General features: G+C 71.8%; 17 protein-coding genes. 9 read left to right on the top strand and 8 right to left on the bottom strand.

All coding sequences use genetic code 11. The annotated features are described in order from the left end of the window. The first annotated feature begins 85 nt into the window (after positions 1-85). Together B2K11_RS13565 and B2K11_RS13560 are read left to right on the top strand one after the other, a co-directional pair. Entirely contained in the window at positions 86-2,329 is a 2,244-nt protein-coding gene (locus B2K11_RS13565) for a CHAT domain-containing protein (RefSeq protein WP_163618823.1), read from the top strand. 66 nt (positions 2,330-2,395) lie between these two features. After that, positions 2,396-4,591 carry a caspase family protein gene (locus B2K11_RS13560; protein ID WP_163618822.1) on the top strand — a complete coding sequence of 732 codons (2,196 nt, stop codon included), beginning with the start codon at positions 2,396-2,398 and terminating at the stop codon, positions 4,589-4,591. Positions 4,592-4,604: 13 nt separating this feature from the next. Here B2K11_RS13560 and B2K11_RS13555 read toward each other — a convergent pair whose 3' ends face one another. Further along, positions 4,605-6,236 (bottom strand): urea amidolyase family protein, encoded by a 1,632-nt coding sequence (locus B2K11_RS13555; protein ID WP_239526053.1) that lies wholly within the window; start codon positions 6,234-6,236, stop codon positions 4,605-4,607. Positions 6,237-6,282: 46 nt separating this feature from the next. Beyond that, the gene (locus tag B2K11_RS13550; protein WP_163618821.1) at positions 6,283-7,038 is read right to left on the bottom strand and encodes a 5-oxoprolinase subunit PxpA; all 756 of its coding nucleotides are present in this window, start codon (positions 7,036-7,038) and stop codon (positions 6,283-6,285) included. 196 nt (positions 7,039-7,234) lie between these two features. Here B2K11_RS13550 and B2K11_RS13545 point away from each other — a divergent pair, with 196 nt between their 5' ends. Then, a complete protein-coding gene (locus B2K11_RS13545) occupies positions 7,235-9,013 on the top strand; it encodes an ABC transporter ATP-binding protein (RefSeq protein ID WP_163618820.1) in 1,779 nt (592 codons plus the stop codon). Positions 9,014-9,049: 36 nt separating this feature from the next. Here B2K11_RS13545 and B2K11_RS13540 read toward each other — a convergent pair whose 3' ends face one another. The 3 genes from B2K11_RS13540 to B2K11_RS13530 form a co-directional block, all read right to left on the bottom strand. Continuing rightward, the gene (locus B2K11_RS13540) at positions 9,050-10,012 is read right to left on the bottom strand and encodes an ABC transporter permease (protein WP_204260133.1); all 963 of its coding nucleotides are present in this window, start codon (positions 10,010-10,012) and stop codon (positions 9,050-9,052) included. Between the two features lie 43 nt (positions 10,013-10,055). Then, positions 10,056-11,060, bottom strand: coding sequence for an ABC transporter permease (locus tag B2K11_RS13535; protein WP_163618819.1), 1,005 nt, complete (start codon positions 11,058-11,060; stop codon positions 10,056-10,058). Positions 11,061-11,167: 107 nt separating this feature from the next. Continuing rightward, entirely contained in the window at positions 11,168-12,829 is a 1,662-nt protein-coding gene (locus tag B2K11_RS13530; RefSeq protein WP_163618818.1) for an ABC transporter substrate-binding protein, read from the bottom strand. Positions 12,830-13,086: 257 nt separating this feature from the next. Here B2K11_RS13530 and B2K11_RS13525 point away from each other — a divergent pair, with 257 nt between their 5' ends. The 3 genes from B2K11_RS13525 (at position 13,087) to B2K11_RS13515 (ending at position 15,102) form a co-directional block, all read left to right on the top strand. Beyond that, positions 13,087-13,950, top strand: coding sequence for a fused MFS/spermidine synthase (locus tag B2K11_RS13525; protein ID WP_163618817.1), 864 nt, complete (start codon positions 13,087-13,089; stop codon positions 13,948-13,950). 82 nt (positions 13,951-14,032) lie between these two features. After that, positions 14,033-14,560, top strand: a complete 528-nt coding sequence (locus B2K11_RS13520; protein WP_163618816.1) for a tetratricopeptide repeat protein — start codon at positions 14,033-14,035, stop codon at positions 14,558-14,560. A 50-nt stretch (positions 14,561-14,610) separates the two neighbouring features. Continuing rightward, a complete protein-coding gene (locus B2K11_RS13515) occupies positions 14,611-15,102 on the top strand; it encodes a SprT-like domain-containing protein (RefSeq protein ID WP_163618815.1) in 492 nt (163 codons plus the stop codon). A gap of 133 nt (positions 15,103-15,235) precedes the next feature. Here B2K11_RS13515 and B2K11_RS13510 read toward each other — a convergent pair whose 3' ends face one another. Continuing rightward, positions 15,236-15,877 (bottom strand): 2-phosphosulfolactate phosphatase, encoded by a 642-nt coding sequence (locus tag B2K11_RS13510; protein ID WP_163618898.1) that lies wholly within the window; start codon positions 15,875-15,877, stop codon positions 15,236-15,238. A 67-nt stretch (positions 15,878-15,944) separates the two neighbouring features. Between B2K11_RS13510 and B2K11_RS13505 the strand changes: the two genes are divergently transcribed. Further along, positions 15,945-16,487 carry a hypothetical protein gene (locus B2K11_RS13505; RefSeq protein ID WP_163618814.1) on the top strand — a complete coding sequence of 181 codons (543 nt, stop codon included), beginning with the start codon at positions 15,945-15,947 and terminating at the stop codon, positions 16,485-16,487. A gap of 38 nt (positions 16,488-16,525) precedes the next feature. Here B2K11_RS13505 and B2K11_RS13500 read toward each other — a convergent pair whose 3' ends face one another. Next, positions 16,526-17,119, bottom strand: coding sequence for an NADPH-dependent FMN reductase (locus B2K11_RS13500; protein WP_163618813.1), 594 nt, complete (start codon positions 17,117-17,119; stop codon positions 16,526-16,528). 175 nt (positions 17,120-17,294) lie between these two features. Here B2K11_RS13500 and B2K11_RS13495 point away from each other — a divergent pair, with 175 nt between their 5' ends. Both B2K11_RS13495 and B2K11_RS13490 read left to right on the top strand, forming a co-directional pair. Beyond that, positions 17,295-19,034 (top strand): hypothetical protein, encoded by a 1,740-nt coding sequence (locus B2K11_RS13495; RefSeq protein WP_163618812.1) that lies wholly within the window; start codon positions 17,295-17,297, stop codon positions 19,032-19,034. Beyond that, positions 19,031-20,386: a hypothetical protein gene (locus B2K11_RS13490; RefSeq protein WP_163618811.1), complete on the top strand. Its 1,356-nt coding sequence runs from the start codon at positions 19,031-19,033 to the stop codon at positions 20,384-20,386. Before B2K11_RS13495 ends, B2K11_RS13490 begins: the two co-directional genes overlap by 4 nt. 29 nt (positions 20,387-20,415) lie before the next feature. Here the strand turns inward: B2K11_RS13490 and B2K11_RS13485 are convergent, their stop codons facing one another. Then, positions 20,416-21,798: an FtsX-like permease family protein gene (locus B2K11_RS13485; RefSeq protein ID WP_163618896.1), complete on the bottom strand. Its 1,383-nt coding sequence runs from the start codon at positions 21,796-21,798 to the stop codon at positions 20,416-20,418. Positions 21,799-21,847 lie beyond the last annotated feature (49 nt).

Here is a 21,847-nt window from a genome sequence, read left to right as displayed (position 1 = left end):
GTATGCTGTGCCTCGGACTGCGCTCCTCGAAATCGAAGGTGACGGTGCCCCCTGGGGAAGCGGGCATCGGTGCGAGGGGGTCGAGATGGCTCGCGTTCCGGACATGCCGCGCGGCATGGTCGACGTCGAAGGCGACGCCGAGGCCTTCGAGGTGCGCATCGAGCATGCTCCCGAGCATGCCGGCGCCAACGAGCATGGCGTCGCGACGCTGGCCGACGTCGTGATCCGCGGCCGCGCCGGCGGCATGGCGACGATGATCGTGCGGGGGACGGACGACTTCCACTACGCCGCGGTGGTGGCACGCGAGGACTCCGCCGGTTTCATGCACGCCGAGCTCAGGCACCTGGAGCGGCAGGACGACGACCTCTATACGGCCGACATCGCCGTGGCGCCCGGGGAGATGCTGCACCTGACGGTCGTCGCGAGCGACTTCGAGACCGGGATGCTGTGGCTCGAGGCGACGGTCGCCGCCGGCGGCATGGGCATGAGCGCCGGCCCCGGGTCGGCCGCCGAAGCCGCGCCACCGCCGCCACCTCTCGTGCCGGATGACGTGCTGGGTGTCGGCCCGCTCGGGGGTGGCCCGCTCGGCGGTGGTGGGTTCACCAGCACTCGCTCTCCCGGGCTCGCTCCCCCGGCGCCGCCGGCAGCCGCACCGGCCCCGCCGGCAGGCGCGGCCCCGCCGGCAGGCGCCGCGCCTGCCCCGGGAGCCCCGGCAGGCGGGCTCGACGGTGCGTCACCCGTACCGGCGTTCGTCGACGCCGAGATCCCCGCTCGCCTCGTCGCCGGCGTGGAGTTCGATGCCGTCGTACGGCTGTCGCGGGAGGAGCTGGTCCCGACCGCCGGCACGGCGCGTCAGAAGGCCACGGCGCGGTTCGACCCCACCCGCGAGATCGAGGTGGGCGTCCAGTTGCGCGGCCTCGCGTTCGCAGACGGCACGCTGCCGGTCGTCACGACGACGCTGCCCGCCACGCCGGACGAGACCCGGCGCCTGGTCTTCCGCCTCCGGCCAGAGGAACCCGGGCGCGGCCACATCACCGTCACCTTCACCCAGCCGCCCGTCGTGGCGCCGCTCGCCGTGCTCGCGCTGAGCACCCCGGTGCTCCCGCCCGACGCCGGCGCCGGCGATCCCGACTCGGACGATCCGCGCGTCGTCACGGCATCCGTCGCCGCACCGCCACGCAGCATCGCCGACCTTCCGACACTCGTGATCGACGAGTCCATCGCCGGTGGCGCCTCCGACCTGCTCATCACGGCGAAGATCGGCGGCACGGTCGTCAAGAACTCGGTGCATCTCGCCAGGAAGGCCGAGTACATCCAGGGCGTCTACGCCGAGCTCACCCGGATCAGGTCGGAGTATCTCGAGACCGTCCGCGCTGCTCCGGAGGAAGCCGAGGAGGCGGCCGACACGGTCCGCCGCGAGGTGCGCAGCCTCGGCGCGCGGATCGCCCGCGAGCTGCTGGGGGACGAGGTCAACAAGCTGCTCTGGAGCAGGCGCCGCCGGATATCGCACCTCGTGCTGCAGACGTCCGGCGAGCTCGACATCCCCTGGGAGATGGTGCATCTCGTGCCCGTCGGCACCCAGCGGCCCGACAAGGACCGGTTCTTCCTGGGCGACCTCGGTCTCACGCGGTGGATGTACGGCACGCTGCGGCCGACCGTCATCCCCATCAACGCGAGCCGCGTCGTCGCGATCGCCCCCGACTACATCAAACCGGAGTACAAGCTCAGCCGCACCGGCGAGGAGGTCCGGAGGCTCGGCGAGCTGCTGGCGAGGAGTCCTCGCTCCGCCGCCGACCCCGTCGAGCTGCGTCAGGCGATCACCGACGGCTTCGACCTCCTCCACTTCGCCGGTCACGGTCGGTGGCGCGAGGCCGACCCGCTCGGGCAGGAGATCGCCTTCGCCACGTTCTCGGAGGACCACGACGACGGCTCCGCGTCGTACACCGACTCCGATGCGCGCCGCGATCTTCCCGAGCTCGACGGGCCGCCGGCGGGGGCATCCGCGCCGTTCGTGTTCCTGAGCGCGTGCGATGTCGGTCGGCTCCGCTCCGGCGCGACGGGTCTCGGCGGGTTCGCCGAGGTCTTCCTCCGCGGCGGCGTGGGCGTGTTCATCGGATGCTCCTGGGCGGTGCGCGACGACGTCACGTCACTGTTCGTCCGCACCTTCTACGAGAAGCTCCTCGGCGACGACCACGCGACCGTCGGCGAGGCGGTGCTCACGGCGCGGCACGCCGCGCGCGACGCCGGCGACCTCACCTCGCTGGCCTTCACGGTCTTCGCCGACCCACGCGCCAAGCTCGTGGCCGGCGCCCGCGGCGACGACTCCTGAAACCTCCATCCACCATCGGCAGACCGCCATCAAGACACCCAGAATCAGCAGACAGGACGTGACACCATGCCCGACACCACCACCCGTGGCGCGACACTCAGCCCGGCAGAGCTCACCGCGCTGCGCAAGCACGTCGTCCACACGGCCGACGGCAGGCTCGCGCCGACGGCGAGCGCCAAGCCGCGCACCGTCGAGGATTTCCTCACGACCGCCGAAGATGTGAAGCGGATGATCGAGACGGACCTCGCCGACTTCGTCGCGCAGCAGGCCAAGAAGACCCCCGCCGGCGAGGTGCCGCCGCCGGTGCCCGTGCTCATCTGGGCGCACGGTGGGCTCACCGACAAGGGCGCAGGGCTGCTGACCGCGCAGCGCCAGGTCGCGTGGTGGAAGAAGAACGGCGTCTACCCCCTCCATCTCGTGTGGGAGAGCGGATTCAAGACCACTCTCGAAGACGTCCTGCGCGCCAAGCCCGGCAAGCGCGGCTTCACCGATGTGACCGACCTCGCCGTGGAGGCCGCCGCACGCGTGCTCGGCGGCCGCAAGTTCTGGGACGACATGAAGCTCGACTCCGCCGGCGCCTGCCTTCCTCCTGTGGGAAAAGGCGCGCCGGGCGGCGCATTCGTGCTGGCATCCGCACTGCGCTCGTACATGGCGGCCAACTCCGGTGCGATCGAGCTGCACATCGCCGGCCACAGCGCCGGGTCGATCTACCACTCGCACTTCGTGCCGCGCCTCTTCGAGGGTGACGACAAGGTCGAGAGCGTGAAGAGCGTGACCTTCCTCGCGCCGGCGGTGCGGGTCGACACCTTCGAGGCGACGCTGCTGCCGCTCGCCGAGACCGGCCGGATCGAGAACCTGTCGATCTTCACGATGAACGAGGATCAGGAGAAGCGCGACAACACGGCGGGGGTCTACCGCAAATCGCTCCTGTACCTGGTCTCGCGGGCGTTCGAGGCCGAGAAGGATGCCGAGATCCTCGGCCTCGAGGCACACCTGCGCCGCTCGGGGCGGATCATGGCCTACCTCGACGACGCCTCGGAGCGCCTCGTCCTCGGGCCCGTCGCCCGCGGCCGGCTCAGCAGCACGCAGGCGACATCGCACGGGGCCTTCGACAACGACGAGCAGACGATGATGAGCCTGGCGCGACGGGTCGTCGGCGTGCCCGACAGCGACGAGCCCGATCACGTCGCGGTGTTCCCGTCACGGACGCGCGAGGTCGGCGAGTTCACCCCGTCGCCGCGCCCCGAGCCGACCGGCGCCCGCGGCGCGGCGCCGCGGAAGCTGGCGCTGTGCATCGGCATCGACGCCTACCCGAGGGATCCGCTGAGCGGCTGCGTCGCAGACGCCACGTCCTGGGCGGATGCGCTGGGGGACGCCGGCTTCAAGGTGGAGTCGATCCACAACGCCGATGCCACCCGCGACGGGATCCTGCGGGCGATGCTCGACAAGGTCTCGTCGGCGCGGGACGGCGACATCGTCGCGATCCAGTTCGCCGGTCACGGCACCTTCGCCCCAGACCTGGACGGCGACGAGACCGACGAGTTCGGGCCGAAGGACGAGGCCCTCTGCCCGATCGACTTCCGTGACGGCCAGCTCATCATCGACGACGACCTCGGCGCCATCTGGGACGCGATCCCCGACGGCGTCGCGGTGACGCTCTTCTTCGATTCGTGCCACTCCGGCTCGGCGAACCGCCAGATCACTCCGGAGGAGTTCGAGTCGCGCAAGATCCCGGCAGGCGCCACACCGCGCATGACCGTGCTCGATGCCGACGAGGAGGCGGCCTTCCGCGGAGAGCGTGCGGCGTCGCCGAAGGACGAGTTCCGCCTGGAGGCCTGGAAGGAGGTCGTCAAGGTCGAGACCAACCGTGCCGCGGTGCAGCGCGCGCAGCGGGTGGACGGTCGCGAGGTGCTGTTCAGCGCCTGCCAGCCCGATCAGGTGGCGCTCGAGACGAACGGGCACGGGGTGTTCACGTCGGCCGCCCTGACGGTGCTGGCGAAGACGCCGGCGCTCACCAACGGCGACTTCGTCCGCGCGGTGTTCGACATCGTCGACGACACCTATGAACAGCGGCCGATGCTCTCGGCGACGAGCGAGCTGAGTGCGCGGGGCCTGCTGACGTCCGTGCACGACGCGCTTCCCACCGCGGCATCCGTCGCGGTCGAGACGAACGGCCACCGCGCACCCGCAGAGATGCGCACGGCCGCGATCGTCGCCATCCTGCGCGCGACGGCCGACCTGCTGGAGGCCGGCGGGAACTGAGTGCCGGGCGCCGTCACGCCGACGCGCGGGCGTGCCGGAAACGGATGCGGGTGCTCGGCCTGGCCTGCGCGACCAGGTCGAGCCCGGCATCCGTCACCACCGCGATCACGGGATAGCCGCCCGTCACCGGACCATCCGCGAGGAGGATCGTGGGTCGGCCGCTGGGCGGGACCTGCAGCGCGCCCGGGACCATGCCCTCGCTCGCGAGCTCGCCCTCGCGCGAGCGGGCGAGCGACGGCCCGTCCAGCCGGGCGCCGACGCGGTCGGCGTGGTTCGAGACGGTCCACACGGTGTCGTACAGCGTCGTCAGCGCCGCCGGGGTGAACCAGTCGGCGCGGGGTCCGGGGGCGAGGTCGAGTTCGAGCTCGTCGTCGTGCGGCGCGCCCCACGCGGCGGGCGGTGCGACCGGGATCGGCGCGACCGCGTCATCGCGGATGCCTACGACGCCGCCCGCGCGCAGCGCCGCCGGTCCGAGACCCGCAAGGAGGTCGGTCGCCCGCGACCCGAGAGCCAGGCGGCCGTCGAGCCCGCCGCGCACGGCGACGTAGGCGCGGGCGCCGTGGGCGAACCAGTCCAGCTGCAGCTCGGCGCCCGCCGGCCACGGGTGCGCCGCATAGGGGTCGGCGTCGCGGCCGTCGATGCGGACGGCGCCCCACGCACCCGTCACCGCGACCCACAGGTCCTCCTCCGCCACGGCCCGGAGGCCCCCCATCGTCACCTCGATGGCGGCCGCGCCCTCGGGGTTGCCGAGCAGACGATTGGCGGTGCGCAGGGCGCCGCGGTCGAGTGCCCCCGATACGGCCACACCGACGGATGCCGCGCCCTCGCGCCCGAGATCCTGCAGGGTCGCCAGGAGACCCGGTTCGACGATGCGGATGCCGCGGCCCGACGCGGTGAAGCCGGGTCCGGCGTCCGTCCCCCCGCGCGCCGCCTCGAGATCAGGTGATCTCACGGAGGCAGGCCGATTCGCGCCGTAAAGTCCTGAGCCCGCGAGATCACCTGATCTCGCGCGGTCGAGACCGCCGACTTCGCGGAACCGGACGCGCGTTCCGGGTGCGAGAAGAGCCGGGGACGCGGCATCCGGATCGAACAGTCGCGCCGCAGTCGTGCCGATGAGCCGCCAGCCGCCCGGGGTGTCACGCGGGTACGCGCCCGAGAAGCCGCCGGCCAGCCCCACCGCACCGGCCGGCACGCGGGTGCGCGGCGAGTCCAGGCGAGGGACGTCGAAGGGCCAGCCCTCGCTGACGAGGTAGCCGAAGCCCGGCGCGAAGCCGGTGAAGGCCACGCGCCACTCCGCCGCGGTGTGACGTCGCACCAGCTCGTCGGCGCCGGTGCCGAGCAGCTGGGCGGTCTCGGCGAGATCCGCGCCGTCGTACACGATGTCGAGCTCGACCAGCGGGCCGGCGGTGCCGCCGCCTGGCTCAGCGTCGGCGGCCGCACCGAGCGCCCACGCGCGGGCGGCGGCCAGCGGCAGCCGCCGCGTGTCGACGCGCACCAGCACGGTCCGCGCAGCGGGAACGAGGTCGACCACGCCGTCGGGCCGGGCGGCGGCGAGCGCGGCGTGCAGCGGCAGCACCTCGTCGAGCGCCCCGACCTCGAGGAGGAACGCCCGCTCCCCCATCGGCCGCACGCGCGGACTCAGCACGCTGCCCACCTCGGGCTCCCCGCACCACGGATCGGGTGCCGCACGTTCACCACGACGCCCGCACCTCGACGCCCGCGTCGTCGAGCGCGGCGCGCACCGCGCGGGCCATGGCCACGGCGGCCGGCGAGTCGCCGTGCACGCACAGCGACTCGGCGACGGCCGGCACGAGCGTCCCGTCGATCGCCTCGACGACACCCTCTCTGGCGAGCCGCACCGCTCGCGCGGCGACCAGCTGCGGGTCGTCGAGCAGCGCCTTCGGCCGGCCGCGTGGCACGAGCGAACCGTCGGGCAGGTAGCCGCGATCGAGGAACGCCTCGTGCACGAACGGCAGGCCGACGGATGCCGCAGCCGCCGCGATCTCGCCGGGGAGGCCCAGCAGCGGCAGCGGTCGGCCGAGCATCTCCGAGAATTCGGAGACGGCGCGGGCGACGGCATCCGCCTGCTCCCTGTCGCGGATGACCGCGTGGTAGAGCGCGCCGTGCGGCTTGACGTAGCGCAGGTCGGCGCCCGCGCGGTGCAGCCGGTCGAGCTGCTGCCCGACGGTCTCGGCGAGAGCGGCCGCCTCCATCGCGACCGGCACGCGGCCGAAGCTCGCGCGATCGGGATAGGAGGGGTGGGCGCCCACCGCCACGTCGAACCGCTCGGCCCGGCCGACGGCTTCGCGCATCGAGGCCGCGTCCCCCGCGTGCCCGCCGCACGCGATGCTCGCGCTCGAGATCACCGCGAACATCGCCTCGTCGTCGGCCGTCGGCATCCCGTCCACGGTCTCGCCGAGGTCCGCGTTGAGGTCGATCGCCGTCACAGATCCCACGCTACGCCCGGCCGGCACGCGTTCGTCCTGCGCATGACTCAGGCCATCCCGTCCCCGACGGCCCGTGAGCCGCCCGCCGTCGACGATCTGCCTGGGCTGCGCGCGCCCGTCCCCCACGCGTTACGGATGAGTAAAGGCTGGGCGGGGACGGGTGCGCGGCGAGACGCCGGGAGGCAGGATGGAGCCCATGGCCCGAACCCATGAACGTCCGGCGGCCGGGGCGCCGCTGCTTCAGGTCCGCGACGTCGCCGTCGAGTTCCAGACCATCGACGGCCCGGTGCACGCCGTCGAAGCCGTCGACCTCGATCTCGTCGCCGGCGAGACGCTGGCCATCGTGGGCGAGTCCGGCTCGGGCAAGTCGACCACCGCGATGGCCGTGATCGGGCTGCTGCCCGGCAACGGCAAGATCACCCGGGGCAGCATCCTGTTCGAGGGCGAAGACCTGGTCGGCGCGCCGGAGAGCGTACTGCGCACCATTCGCGGCCGCTCCATCGGCCTCGTGCCGCAGGACCCGATGTCGAACCTCAACCCCGTCGCGAAGATCGGCACGCAGATCGCCGAGACGCTCCTCGCACACGGCCTCGCCACCCGGAGGGATGTCGACCGCAAGGTCGTCGAGACGCTCGCCGCCGCGGGCCTTCCGAACGCCGAGGAGCGGGCCAAGCAATACCCGCACGAGTTCTCCGGCGGCATGCGACAGCGTGCGCTCATCGCGATCGGGCTCGCGTGCGACCCGAAGCTGCTCATCGCCGACGAGCCCACGAGCGCCCTCGACGTGACGGTGCAGAAGACCATCCTCGATCAGCTCGATCGCATGACGAGCGAGCGCGGCACTGCGGTCATGCTCATCACGCACGACCTGGGCCTCGCCGCCGAGCGGGCGGCGCGCGTCGTTGTGATGAACCGCGGACGCATCGTCGAGCAGGGGCCGGCGCGGCAGATCCTCGAGGACCCGCAGCATCCCTACACGCAGGCCCTGGTGAAGGCGGCACCGTCGGTCGCGGCGGTGCGGCTCCGCCCCGAGGTGTTCCGTGCCACCCCCGCCGAAACTCCCGAACCTGACATCGCACCGGCCGCGGAGGCGACAGGCACGGGGACGGTCCCCCCGCCCCGGCCCGTCCAGCCCGCGCTCACGCAACCGCGAGCCGACGAGGCCGCCGGGGACGAGGCCGCAGCTCCCGACTACATCGTGGAGGTCGAGGGCCTGACCAAGATCTTCAAGGTGCGCGGCAGCAAGGAGGACTTCGCGGCCGTGCAGGACGTGTCGTTCGCCATTCCGCGCGGCGAGACCGTCGCGATCGTGGGCGAGTCGGGATCGGGCAAGACGACCACGGCGCGCATGATGCTGCGGGTGTACGAGCCCACGAGCGGGTCCATCCGCTTCGACGGGCAGGATGTCGCAACCCTCAAGGGCGCAGATCTCAAGCAGTTCCGCCAGCGCGTGCAGCCGATCTTCCAGGACCCGTACTCATCTCTGAACCCCATGTTCTCGATCGAGCGGATCATCTCCGAGCCGCTCGACTTCTACAAGCGCGGATCGTCCAAGGAGCGCGCGGCCCGCGTGCGCCAGCTCCTCGACGACGTCGCGCTGCCGGAGTCGATGCTGCGCCGCTACCCCTCGGAGCTGTCCGGCGGTCAGCGCCAGCGCGTCGCGATCGCGCGCGCGCTCGCGCTCTCGCCCGACCTCATCGTGTGCGACGAGCCGGTGTCGGCGCTCGACGTGCTGGTGCAGGACCAGGTGCTGACGCTCCTGCGCGACCTGCAGCGCGAGTACGGCCTGAGCTACCTCTTCATCTCGCACGACCTCGCCGTGGTGCGCCTCATCAGCGACTACGTCTGCGTCATGAAGGACGGGCAGCTCGTGGAGGCGGCATCCTCCGAGGAGATCTTCACCAACGCCCGCGACCCGTACACGCGGCGCCTGCTGGCATCGATCCCCGGCAACGAGCTCGACATCGCCGTCTGAAGCGCGAAAGGGACGGATGCCGCGAGCCGGCGTGCGTCAGCGGGCGCGGGTGCGCGGGTCCATGGCCTCGCGGAGGGCCTCGCCGAGCAGCGTGAAGCCCAGCGCCGTGATGGTGATGCAGATGCCCGGCAGGATCGCGATCCACGGGTTGACCGACAGCTCCAGCTGCGCGTAGGTGAGCATGCGGCCCCACTCGGCGGTCTGCGGCACGCCGCCGCCGAGCCCGAGGTACGACAGGCCCGCGGCTTCGATGACGGCCGTCGCGAGCGACAGCGTCGCCTGCACGATGACGGGGCCGACGGCGTTCGGGAGCACGTGGCTCATCGTGATGCGTCCGCGGCCCAGGCCGAGCGTCGCCGCAGACAGCACGTAGTCGCTCGATCTCTGCTGCAGCATCGACGCGCGCAGCAGGCGCGCGAAGATCGGCACCTGCGCCGCACCGATCGCGATCATGATCGCGAGCGGCGTCTGGCCCATGAGCGCCGCGATCGAGACGGCGAGCAGCAGCGACGGCACCGACAGCAGGATGTCGACGAAGCGCATGATGGCCGTATCGACCCAGCCCCCGAACGTGGCGGCGACCAGGCCGAGGATCATGCCGCCGATGAGACCGACCAGCGTCGACACGATGCCGATCACGAGGGACGCGCGCGCACCCCAGATGAGCTTGGAGAGCATGTCGCCGCCGAAGCGGTCGAAACCCAGCGGGAAGCCGGGGATCTCACCCGGGCCGGGGATGTGGCCCGGCGTGATGTACTGCTGACCCGGCAGCTCCTCTGGGCCGTAGGGCGCCAGCCACGGGGCGAAGATCGCGACGAGCACGAAGATCGCGATGATGACGGCGCCGACCCAGGCGCTGGGGTTGCGGCGCAGTCGCCGGAAGACGTCGCGCCAGAAGCCGCCGCCGCGGGTCTTCGCGGCAAGCAGCTCCTTGTCGTCGATGGCGGTGTCGTCGACGGGTCCGCCGCTCGGGGCGGGGGGAAGCATCGCGGACGTCATGCCGCACCTCCGAGGGTGTCTCTGATGAGCTGTGCCGGCGCCATCACTGCACCCGCACTCTCGGGTCGATGAAGCTGTACGACACATCCACCGCGAGGTTGATGAGCGCGTAGATGACGGCGATGAAGAGGATGAACCCCTGCAGCACCGGGTAGTCGCGCGTGAAGATCGCGCGGGAGAGGAAGGATCCGATGCCAGGGTAGGCGAACACCGATTCGGTGAGGATGGCGCCTGACAGCAGCAGACCGAACTGGAGGCCGATGGTGGTCACGACCGGCAGCAGAGAATTGCGGAGGATGAACCGGCCGCGGATGGTGCCGCGCGAGATGCCCTTCGCCATGCCCGTCCGCACGTAGTCCGAGTTCTGGACCTCCAGCACCGAGGCGCGGGTGATGCGCGTGATGATCGCGAGCGGGATCGTCGCCAGGGCGATGCCGGGAAGGATGAGGTGCAGGAACGCGTCCCACGCGGCATCCCATTCGCCCGTGATGATGCCGTCGAGGACATAGAAGTTCGTGTAGTGGGTCGCGTCCAGCCGCGGATCCTGGCGACCGTCCGAGGGGAGCCATCCGAGCTGCACCGCGAAGATCCACTTGAGGATCACGCCTAGGAAGAACACCGGGATCGTGATGCCGATGAGGCTGGCGAAGACGGCGAAGTGATCGGCGGGCTTCCCCTGCCGGCGTGCAGCCCAGTAGCCGATCGTGATGCCGAGGCCCACGGCGAGGATGATCGCGAAGAAGGTCAGCTCGAGCGTCGCGGGGAAGCGGCGGAGGAACTCCTCCGTCACGGGCCGCTGGGTCTGGATCGAGACGCCGAAGTTGCCCTGCAGCAGCTGCCCGAGCCACGTGAAGTACTGGGCGATCAGCGGCTCGTTGAAGCCGTACAGCTCGTTGATCTCGGCGACCCGCTCCGGCGTCGCGCGTTCGCCGAGGAGGGCGACGGCCGGCCCGCCGGGCAGGGCGCGCACCCAGAAGAACAGCAGAAGTGTCAGCCCGAACAGGGTCGGGACGAGCAGGAGGAGGCGCCTGCCGATGGTGCGTAGCACGTGGAATCTCCGGGGAACGGCGACCGGCGGTCGCGGGCGAGCAGACGGGGGGAACCGGATGCCCCGTCCCGGCGGGCGTCGCCGGGACGGGGCATCCGGTCACGGCGTCACTCGCTGAGTTCCACCAGGTTGTACACCTCGTCCTGCACCGGGCTCGCCGGGTAGGACGTGACGCGCGCGTCGAACGCGAGCGTCGGCACCGGGTGCGCGAGGGGCACGCCCGGCAGGAACTCCATGATCTGCTCGTTGATCGCGGCGTAGGCGGACTCCTGCTCCTCCTCGGTCGCGAGACCGCGTGCCTCGGTGAGCGCGTCGAACAGCTCGGCGTTGTCGAAGCCCCACTCGTTTGTGGGCAGACCGAAGAACGTCCCCACGAAGTTGTCGGGGTCGTTGTAGTCGCCGGTCCAGCCGAGCAGGTGGATGCCGTGCTCCGTGCCGCCCTGGATCAGGTCGAGGTACTCGACCCACTCGTTCGTCACCGGGTTGAGCACGATGCCCACGGCCTCGAGCTGGCTCTGCAGGTTGGTGAAGATCTGCTCGGGGTTGGGCATGTACGGCCGCGAGATGTTCACGGGGTAGTTGAACGTGATCGTCAGCGGGTTCGCCTCCGAGTAGCCGGCCTCGGCCAGGAGCGCCTGCGCGGCCTCCGGGTCGTACTCGTACTGCGTGACGTCCTCGTTCCAGCCGATCACGGCGTCGGGCATGAACTGGCTCGCCGCCACGGTGCCCTCGGGGAGCACCTGCGTGATGAGCGCATCCTTGTCGATCGCGTGGGCGATCGCCTGGCGCACCTTCGGGTCCGACAGGCCGGGTGCGGCCTGGTTCATGCCGAGGTACAGCACGTTGAACGGATCGCGGTTCACGAGCGAGAATCCGGCATCCTCCAGCGACTGGAGGTCGGCGGGCGCGACCAGGTCGTAGCCGTCGATGCTGCCGGCCTCGAGCGCCTGACGGCGAGCCGTCGTGTCGCCGATGACGCGGAAGATGACCTCTTCGACGACGCCCTGCTCGCCCCAGTAGTCGGGATACGCCGTGAGCACCGTCTGCTCGCCGGGCGAGATCGAGTCGAACACGAACGGACCGGTGCCGGTGGGGTGTCCCTGGCCGTACTCGCTCTGGACGGGCGCCTCCTCGGTGCCGCCGATCTCGTCGGCGCCGTACTCCTCCAGCGCCGTCGGGCTCTGGATCGAGAACGAGGGCAGCGAGAGCGCGGGGATGAAGCCGGCGAACGGCTGCTTCAGCGCGATCGTGACCTGGTAGTCCTCGTCGGCCGTGCAGCTCTCGTAGATCGACTCCTCGCCGAAGCCGCGCATGATGACGCCCCAGTAGTACGCCATGCTCTGCGAGGCCGCGACGCCCGTGAAGGCATTCTGGCGGTCGAAGTTGAAGCAGACGGCCTCGGCGTTGAAGTCCGTGCCGTCGTGGAACGTGACGTCCTCTTCGAGCGTGAACACGTAGGTCGTGTCGTCGGGCTGCTCCCAGCTCTTCGCGAGGAGCGGTGCCGGGTCGGCGGTGCCGGGCTCGGTGCCGACGAGGCCCTCGAACATCTGGCGCGCGACGCGGAACGTCTCGCCGTCGCTCGCGAACGCGGGGTCGAGGCTGGCCGGGTCTCCGGACGCGCCGAACACGAACGTCGTGTCGACGTCGCCGGACGCGTCGTCGTCGCCGCCGCCATCCTCGCGCTGGCTCGCGCAGGCGGTCAGGACGACCGCACCGACGGCGACCGTGGCGGCGGCGGTCAGCCAGCGCCTTCTCGCAGTGTGGAGCATGTGCTGTGCACCTTCCATGTCGTGTGGGCTCCGCTGCACGTCGTCGTGGAGCAGAGGTGCGCGCAGCCCTCAGCGGGGTGTGATGGGTCCGACGCTACCCGGGCCGGGCGTACTCGTCGGTTACACCTGTGTCTCGATTCGGTTTCGGCGATGACGGATGCCGCGCCCTCAGCGTTCTGTGCAGAGACGACGCTGCGGGGTGCGCAGAAGTGTCAACCGCCCCCGGTGCGAGGCGGCGATGCGGCTAACGTGGAGCCATGGCACGCGCGAGGGAGGAGACATCCGTCCCGTCCGTGCGCCTCTCGGACGGCACCCTCGCCCGGGTCGTCCGCTCGCAGTTCGGCGGCGGGTGGGAGCTCGACGTCGACGGCACCCCGCAGTCGCACGTCGACCTCGATGATCCGACCCATCTGCACTTCGAGTACATCGCGCGCATGGGAGCGGTGATCGACCGGCTGCGGATGCCGGGGCAGCCGCTCACCGCGATCCACCTGGGCGCCGGCGCCCTCACGATCCCCCGCTACGTGGAGGCGACGCGGCCGGGCTCCCGGCAGCAGGTGGTCGAGCTCGAGCCGGCGCTGTGGGACCTCGTGCGCGAGAACCTGCCGCTCCCCCGCGGCGCCTCGATCCGCATGCGGATCGGCGACGCTCGCGCAGCCCTCGGGCGCCTTCCCGCCGGACTCGTCGGCGCCGCCGACCTCGTCGTGTCGGACGTGTACTCCGGCGCGCAGACGCCGGCGCACCTCACCACCGTCGAGTTCTTCACCGAGGCCGCCCGCTTCCTCGCCCCCGACGGCGTGCTGCTCGTCAACGTCGCCGACGGCGCGGGGCTCGCGTTCGCCCGCCGCGAGGTGGCGACGGTGCAGGCCGTGCTCGAGCACGTCATCGTGCTGGCAGAGGTGCAGACCCTCAAGGGGCGGCGCTTCGGCAACCTCGTGATCGCCGCCTCGCCGGCGCCGCTTCCGACCGAGTGGCTGCCGCGGCTCATGGCGGCCGGGCCCCATCCGGCGAAGGTCGCGGAGGGGCGCGAGCTCGAGGACTTCGCGCGCGGTGCGCGGGTCGCCACCGACGCCGATGCCACGCCGTCGCCGAAGCCCTCGGCATCCGTGTTCTCACGCTGACGCGACCCGGCGTGGCACGCCGCCGAGCGCGCCCCCGCCAGGCACACTGGATGGGCCACCGGTTCGGCGAAGGGAGTCAGACGTGAGCTACATCAGCGGGTACGATCCCGATACTCTCCGCGAACAGGTGAATCCGAGCGAATGCAGGGAGCGGCTCGAAGAGATCGGCGAGCAGCGCAGCCTTCCGGCGCTGCTGGAGCGTGTCTGGCTGCTGAAGGTGCTCGACCGCACCGAGGACGCCCTGGTGGTCTCGGAGCAGTCGGTGCGCGTCGCGCGCATGGCAGGCACCCGCAAGGACCTGCTCCGCGCCCGCATCCTGCACGCCACCGTCGTGCAGGCACGGGGCGCCTATGCCGCCGCCGAGCAGGAGCTCACGACCTGCGCCGCCGAGGCCGAGGGACAGGGATGGGCCGGCATCGCCGCCTTCGCCCACCAGCATCGGGGCAAGGTCCACTTCGACGCCGGCGACTACGACGCAGCCCGCAAGGACTTCAAGCGCGCACTGTTCCTCCGCCAGGAGTCCGGCGCCACCGAGGATCAGCTCGAGTCCGTCCTCCTTGCGATCGACGCCGCCGACCGGCGCCGCACCTCGGCAACCGTCGCCAGCTGAGGGTGGATGCCGTCGGTCTGAGTGTCGGAGATTTGTTCTAGTCTCGCGTCATGTCGGAATTGCATCGCGTGCGGCACTGGGCCGACGCCCTCATCGCCGCCCATCTCGACCCGTCGTGGACCTTCGCGTTCGACAACGCCAAGCGACGGGCGGGGCTGTGCGACTACACGCACAAGCGCATCAGCGTATCGCGCTACCTTGCGGCGCGGTATGACGACGACACCAACCATCAGACGCTGCTGCACGAGGTCGCCCATGCGCTCGCCGGTCCCCGGGCGGGGCACGGGCCGCGCTGGAAAGAGGTCGCGCGTGAGCTCGGCTACGTCGGCGGCACGACCCACCACGGCGAGACGGCGACCGAGCTCGCGCCGTGGATCGGCGTGTGCCCCGCCGGGCACGTCGCCTACCGGCACCGCAAGGCGACGAGGCCGACGTCGTGCGCCAAGTGCGCACCGGGGTTCGACGAGCGCCACGCGTTCACCTGGACCCGGCGCGAGATCACCCGTGCGACGCGCCTGGCGGCGATGACCCCGCGCGATTGAACCCCGGCCGGGCCCGCGGTCGCCGCGGCGCGACCCTTGCCGGTCGTTGAGCGAGCGAGGAGCGCGGTCGTTGAGCGAGCTTGCGAGTCGAAACGCAGAGACGAGACGCGCTGCCCCCGGCGCAGCACAGGCCTCAGTACGCGACGAACGAGCCGTCGCGGAGGACGGGCACGACGGATGCCGCATCCACGACCGCGGCGTTCAGCACCTCGTCACGCGGGCCGCGGTCGAGCAGCTCCTGGCCCGAGCCACTCGCCGCGAGGAGGTGGCGCACGGCACCGCGCAGGCCGCGGAACGCCTCGCCCGCCGCGGCCGCCTCGGGCGACGTGTGGTCGATGCCGAGCGCACCGAGGGCGTCGACGACGGCGCCCGCCCCGAGCTGGTCCTCGACGGCGAGCCTCAGCGACGCACCGGACTCGCGGCCGCCGAGCTCGCCGGCGGCGATCACCGCGATGCTCGTCCGCTCGGCACGCCGGTGCTGGATGTCGAGAACCACGCCGGCCACCGCCGAGGCGTTGCGGAGGCAGCCGAGCAGCACCACCACGCCGGACTCGCGGGCCGCGTCGGCCACCGCCGCGCCGTTGAGCGACACGGCGTGCGCCGAGGCGTCGAGCGGCACGTGCTCACCCCGGGCCACGGCATCCGTCACCGTCGTGGAGAACCGCAGCACGTCGACGATCACGACGACGTCGGCGGGAGCGAGACGCCGAAGGCCCTCGACTCCCCAGTCGTGGCGGACCTGGTAGCGGCGCTGGTCGAAGGGACTCTCGGGCATCCGTCCAGCGTAGGCCGCGGCATCCGCGAGCCGGTGCCCGGTGCCGAGGCGGGTGCGACACTGGAGCATGCGGATCCTGCTGAAGTTCGTGATCGACTGCGACCCCGACGCCGCGTGGCGGGCGGTGCACTCGCCGCGTGCGGTGGCCGAGCTCTACGGCCCGGTGATGGATCTCGCGCCGCTGGTCCCGCGCGGCCTGCCGACGTCGTGGACTCCCGGCGACGACGTGCCCGTGCAGCTTTCGGCGTTCGGCTCGGTGCCGATGGGGCGGCAGCTGATCCACGTCAGCGAGAGGTCGGTCGACGAGCCGGGCGGACGCGTGCGGGTCTTCCGCGACAGCGGCATCCCGCTGACCGGTCCGCTCGCGAGCCTCGACGTCTGGGATCACCAGATGGCCGTGTCGCCGGCGCCGGGGCAGCCCGGCAAGACGCTGTGGCGCGACCGCCTCGTCATCGGCGGCCCGACCGCGCCGCTGCTGTGGCCGGTGCTGTGGGGCATCTGGCAGTGGCGCGCCGCGCGGGTGAAGGCGCTCGCCCCGGGCTGGGCGCACGATCCTGAGCCCGCCCCCGCCGACGCGGACGCGGGGGCGGACGCGCGCGCCGACGCCTGAGCGGGCGCCTGCGGTTCGGCCGAACGGATGCCGCGCCGTCAGGCCTGCGGGATCACGGTGAGCACCCGCGCGGTGTACTCGAGGAACTTCACCATGAAGGTGCGGAGGAACTCCTCGGTCTCCGGCACGGTGACCTCGCCGTCGTCTTCGATGAGCCCCGGCGTGAAGTGGATGTACGCCTCGGGCGTCGTCATCTGCCGCGCGTTGAGGAAGCTCAGCGTGCTGCGCAGCGACTGCTGGCCGACGGCCGTGCCGATCTGGCCGGCCGAGGCGCCGATGACGGCGGTCGGCTTGTCGGACCACGCGTTCTGCCCCCAGGGGCGGCTCCCCCAGTCGATGGCGTTCTTCAGCGCACCGGGCAGCGAGCGGTTGTATTCGGGCGTCACGAACAGCAGCGCGTCGGCCGAGCGCACCGCCGCCTTGAAGTCCAGCGCCTCCTGCGGGTAGTCGCTGTCGAGGTCGCGGTTGTACAGCGGCAGGTCGCCGTACCCGATCTCGAAGAACTCGAGCTCGGGCGGCGCCAGGCGCTGCAGCGCCGTGGCCAGGCGCCGGTTGATGGACTCGCGCGACAGACTGCCGACGATGACGCCGACGCGGTAGGGCGGTTCGTGCTCGACGATGTCGATCTTCATGGCCTCAGCCTGCACCCGGTGCGGGCGCGCACGCACCCCCGTTGACGGACGGATGCCGGAGCCCCCGTCCGCGCCGTCGCGCCGTCCCCCTATCGGTATCAGGTGCACAGGAGCATCCTCATCAACAACGGGACGTACGCCACAGGTGCACGCCCGAGCCTGCTGGAGGTGGCACATGCCCGACGGCATCGACTTCGCCGATGACACCGATCAGCCGCGCACCCACATGACGCTGCGCCTGATCGCACAGGACCCTACTGTGCTCGGCGAGGACGAGCGGATCCTGACCGCGCTGGTCAGGGTGCCGTGGTCGCGCATGGAGGTGGGCCCGCGGGGCGCCCGGCTGCACGTGGTCGACTACGACACCGCGACCGGCCGCTACTACAGGCACGCCGCGATCACCGACGACGACCCGTTCGCGGACGTCCCGGACACGACGCTGAAGAAAGACCGGGCGTTCCACGCGCAGCAGGTCTACGGCACGGCCGCACGCACGCTGGCGGCGTTCGAGACCGCTCTCGGGCGCCGGCTGCCCTGGGGCTTCGCGAACCACCAGCTCGCCCTCGTTCCGCATGCCTTCGCCGAGGCGAACGCGTACTACTCACGCGAAGACGGGGCGCTGCTGTTCGGCTACGTGCCCGCGGATGCCGACCGCGAGGCCGTCTACACCTGTCTGAGCCATGACGTCGTCGTCCACGAGACTGCGCACGCGGTGCTCGACGGCCTCCGGCGGCGCTACCTCGAGCCGGCTCTTCCCGATCAGGCCGCCTTCCACGAGGGGTTCGCCGACATCGTCGCACTGCTGTCGGTGTTCTCCATGCGTCCGGTCATCGAGCGGGCGCTCGGGCCGGCCGACAAGAACGGGCGCATCAAGCGCGCGAGCGTCGAGCCCGCAGCGCTCCGCAGGAGCGTCCTCGCGAAGGTCGCCGAGGAGATCGGCGGCGTGCTCACGCAGGGCCGCGGGGCCCTCCGGGAGTCGGCGAGGAAGCCGCCGCCCACGGGGTGGGACGAGATGCCCGAGTTCGACGAGCCGCATCGGCGCGGCGAAGTGCTGGTGGCGCTCGCGTTCGAGCTGCTCGTCGAGATCTGGTGGAAGCGGCTGCAGCCGCTCCTCTCTCGCCCGAAAGCGGCGGACGGCGACGGCCGCGGCATCACGGTCGACCGGGCCCGGGCCGCCGAGGAGGGGGCACGGGCGGCATCCCAGCTGCTCACCATGCTCATCCGCGGACTCGACTACCTGCCGCCCGTCGAGTTCGACTACGGCGACCTGCTCAACGCCGTGGTGCTCGCCGACGCGGAGGTGGTGCCCGATGACGACCTCGGCTATCGCGACCTGCTCATCGGCCGCTTCGAGGCCGCGGGCATCAAGCGCCCTCAGAACCGGGTCACCGACGTGCTCACCGCCCAGCGCCCGCCGCACTACCTGGGGATCAACTTCGCGGGGCTCCGCAGCGACCGCGACGAGGTGTTCCGTTTCCTCTGGCTGAACGCACCCCGGCTCGAGATCTGCACGGACTACTACACCGTCATCGAGTCGGTGCTGCCGACGCAGCGGATCGGACCGGACGGGCTCATCGTTCCGGAGTCGGTGGCCACCTACCTGCAGATGGTCAACATGACCGCCCGCGAGTTCACCGACGCCTCGGGGCTGGAGCTCTCACCGCAGATCGACCCCGGCACATCGGTGCAGCTGTTCGGCGGCGGCACCCTCGTCTTCGACCAGTTCGGGCGGCTGAAGCTGCATATCTTCAAGCGCCTCACCGACTGGAAGCGCCAGCAGCGGCGCCTCGAGTACCTCGCGAAGACGGGCCGACGGGATTCGCTGCAGCGTCTCGGGTTCTCCGAGGGCACGGCCCGCGGCCAGGCGTTCGCCCGACTGCACAACAGCGACCTGAGCTCCGGGGAGGCATGGTGAGCACTCCGATCAGCGTCCGCGTCCGGATGTACCAGGTGGGCTTCGGCGACTGCTTCCTGGTGTCGGTGCAGTACGACGCCCCACTGGCCGACGGTCGCGCCGAGCGGCACCTGCTCATCGACTTCGGGACGAGCCACCCCCCACGCGACGGGATGGCGCGCGGGCGCATGGCGGATGTCGCCGCACTGATCGAGACGCACACCGGCGGCCAGCTGGACGTGCTCGTGGTGTCCCATCGGCACCGCGACCATCTGCGCGGCTTCGAAGTCGCCGCGGGCGGCGCGATCATGAAGAAGCTCGCTCCCAAGCTCGTGCTGCGGTCGTGGACGGAGGACCCGGAGCTGTCGGCGACCGCCGACGGACCGGATGCCCAGCCGGGGGCGACCCCGGTCGGCGATGCCGACGGGGCCGATGCGCCGCGACGGGACGGCGCGGCCGGCCCGATCAGCGCCGCATCCGTCCGGTACGCCGCGCTCATCGCGCAGGCGCAGGAGCACGTCGCACGCCTGAGCGGGCTCGTCGGCCTCGACGACGACATCCGCGCCGCGGCCCAGGACCAGCTCAAGAACGCGGATGCCGTGGCGCTGCTCGATGAGCTCTCGCGCGACGGTCGAGGGCGCTACCTGTACGCGGGGATGGATGCCGGCATCGCCGACGTGATCCCGGGGCTCGCAGCGACGGTGCTCGGCCCGCCCACCGTCGACCAGGACCGGCGCGTGGCGAAACAGCGGGAGAACGACCCGGAGTACTGGCTGACGGCCCTGGACGCCTCGCTGCGCGTGGCAGGATCGGCGGGCGACGCCGACGCACCGGCGCCGGTCACGCTGCCGCCGGGTCCCGTCCGCTGGCTGGTGGACCGGCTCGCCGACCAGCGGTCGCATTCCGCTGCCCGGCTGGTGCGAGACCTCGACGACGCGCTCAACAACACGAGCGTCATCCTGCTCCTCGAGGTGGGCGGCCTGACCCTGCTGTTCCCCGGCGACGCGCAGATCGAGAACTGGCAGCACACCCTCGAGCGGCTCCCCCGCGACGCGAAGCTCCGCGACCGGCTGGCGCGGGTCGACCTGTACAAGGTGGGTCACCACGGCAGCCGCAACGCCACCCCCCGGTCGCTGCACGCCCTGTGGAGCGGCCGCTCCCCCGACCGCCCGCGGATGACGGCGCTGCTGTCCACCCGGCAGGACGTCCACGGCAAGCGCGACACGGCGGTTCCGCAGGAGCAGCTGCTGACGGCGCTGCGCGGGGTCGCCGACGTGTACTCGACGGACGAGCCCGTCACCGGCGGAGAATTCGTCGAGGTGGTCGCCGACGCGCGTGGTGGTCCCTTCCGCCTCGTCCCCCCACCGGGCTGACGACTCCACGACGCGAGAACCCGGCGCGGTCAGTCGGCGAGCGCCTCGACCGGAGCGACCCTCGTCGCGAGCCGCGTCGGCACGACCGCCGCCACCAGCGTGAGCACCGCCGTCGCCACGACGATGATCGCGACGGGCAGCCACGGCACGGCCGGTGCGACCAGCGTCGGCGCAGAGAACGACGGGGGCATCGGCACCGCGCCGAGGAGCGACTGCGCGCCGGCCCACCCGTAGGCGGTGCCGAGCGCGAGCCCCGTCACGGTGGCGGTGATCGTGATGTGCGCGGCCTCGAGCAGCACGAGGCGCCGCACCTGCCCCGTCGACACGCCCAGCGCGCGCAGCAGTCCGAGCTCGCGACGCCGCTGCACGACGCCGATGGTCAGGAGATTGACCAGTCCCACCGCGGCGATCACGGCCGAGACGGCGACGAGGCCCATCATGATGCCCGCGAACGTGTCCATGAGCGTCGTCATGTCGGTGGGCAGCGGACCGTCGGCGGATGCCGCGAACACGGCCTTCTGCGTCTCGAGTGCGACCGCGAACATCGTCACCAGCGTGACGCCCATGACGACGCCGATGGCCATGCGGCTCGAGCGCTCGGGATACCGCAGGGCGTTCTCAGCCGCCAGCCGGGCCGTCGCCGACCGGCCGAACAGCCTGCCGACGAGACGCAGCACCGGCGGCATCACGAGCGTCGCGCCGAGCGCGAGCCCGGTGAAGGAGAAGATGCCGCCGAAGAACGCCACGACCACCCCGAGCGGCGACACGAGGCCGATCAGGATCCCGCCGGCGAGCAGCACGCCACCGATCGCGAACAGGGCGATCGCGACGCCGTTGCGCCCGCCCTTGCGCACCTGCGCGTCGTGCGATGCCTCGACCGAGCCGCCGAGGGCCTGCAGCGGCGTCACCGTCAGCACGCGCCGCGATCCCGCCCACGCGGCGGCCCACGTCGTCAAGGCGACGACGGCTGCCGGGACCAGCAGCACCGGCTGCACGACGGCGTAGTCGACATCCTGGATGCCGAGCGCCGACGTCGCGAGCAGCACGCCCGCCCAGGCGGCCAGCGTGCCGCCGACCAGTCCCAGCACGGCACCGATCACGCCGACCCCGAGGCCCTGCCGTGCCACCTCGGAGCGCTGCGAGCGCGCCGAGGCGCCGATGAGGCGCAGCAGCGCGATGCGGCGCGTGCGTCCGGCGATGACCGTGGCGAAGGTGTTCGCGGTCACGACGGCGGCGACGTACACGGCCACTCCGATGAGCAGGAAGCTCATGATCGCGAGCACCGCCGCGAGCGTGCCGCTGTCGCCGATGTACGGGTCTGCCCGCAGCAGTGCGGCGATGAACCCTGTGGCGCTCAGCAGGATCGCGCCGAACGCGCTCGAGATCGCGGCCACCAGGATGCTCGCGCCCATGCCCCTCTCCCGCAGCCAGGCGAGCGGCGCGGCGGGGCGCGACGAGGGG

The organism is Microbacterium sp. B35-30 (assembly GCF_010634855.1).
Taxonomy (GTDB): domain Bacteria; phylum Actinomycetota; class Actinomycetes; order Actinomycetales; family Microbacteriaceae; genus Microbacterium.
This window is presented reverse-complemented; position numbering and strand designations above follow the sequence as displayed.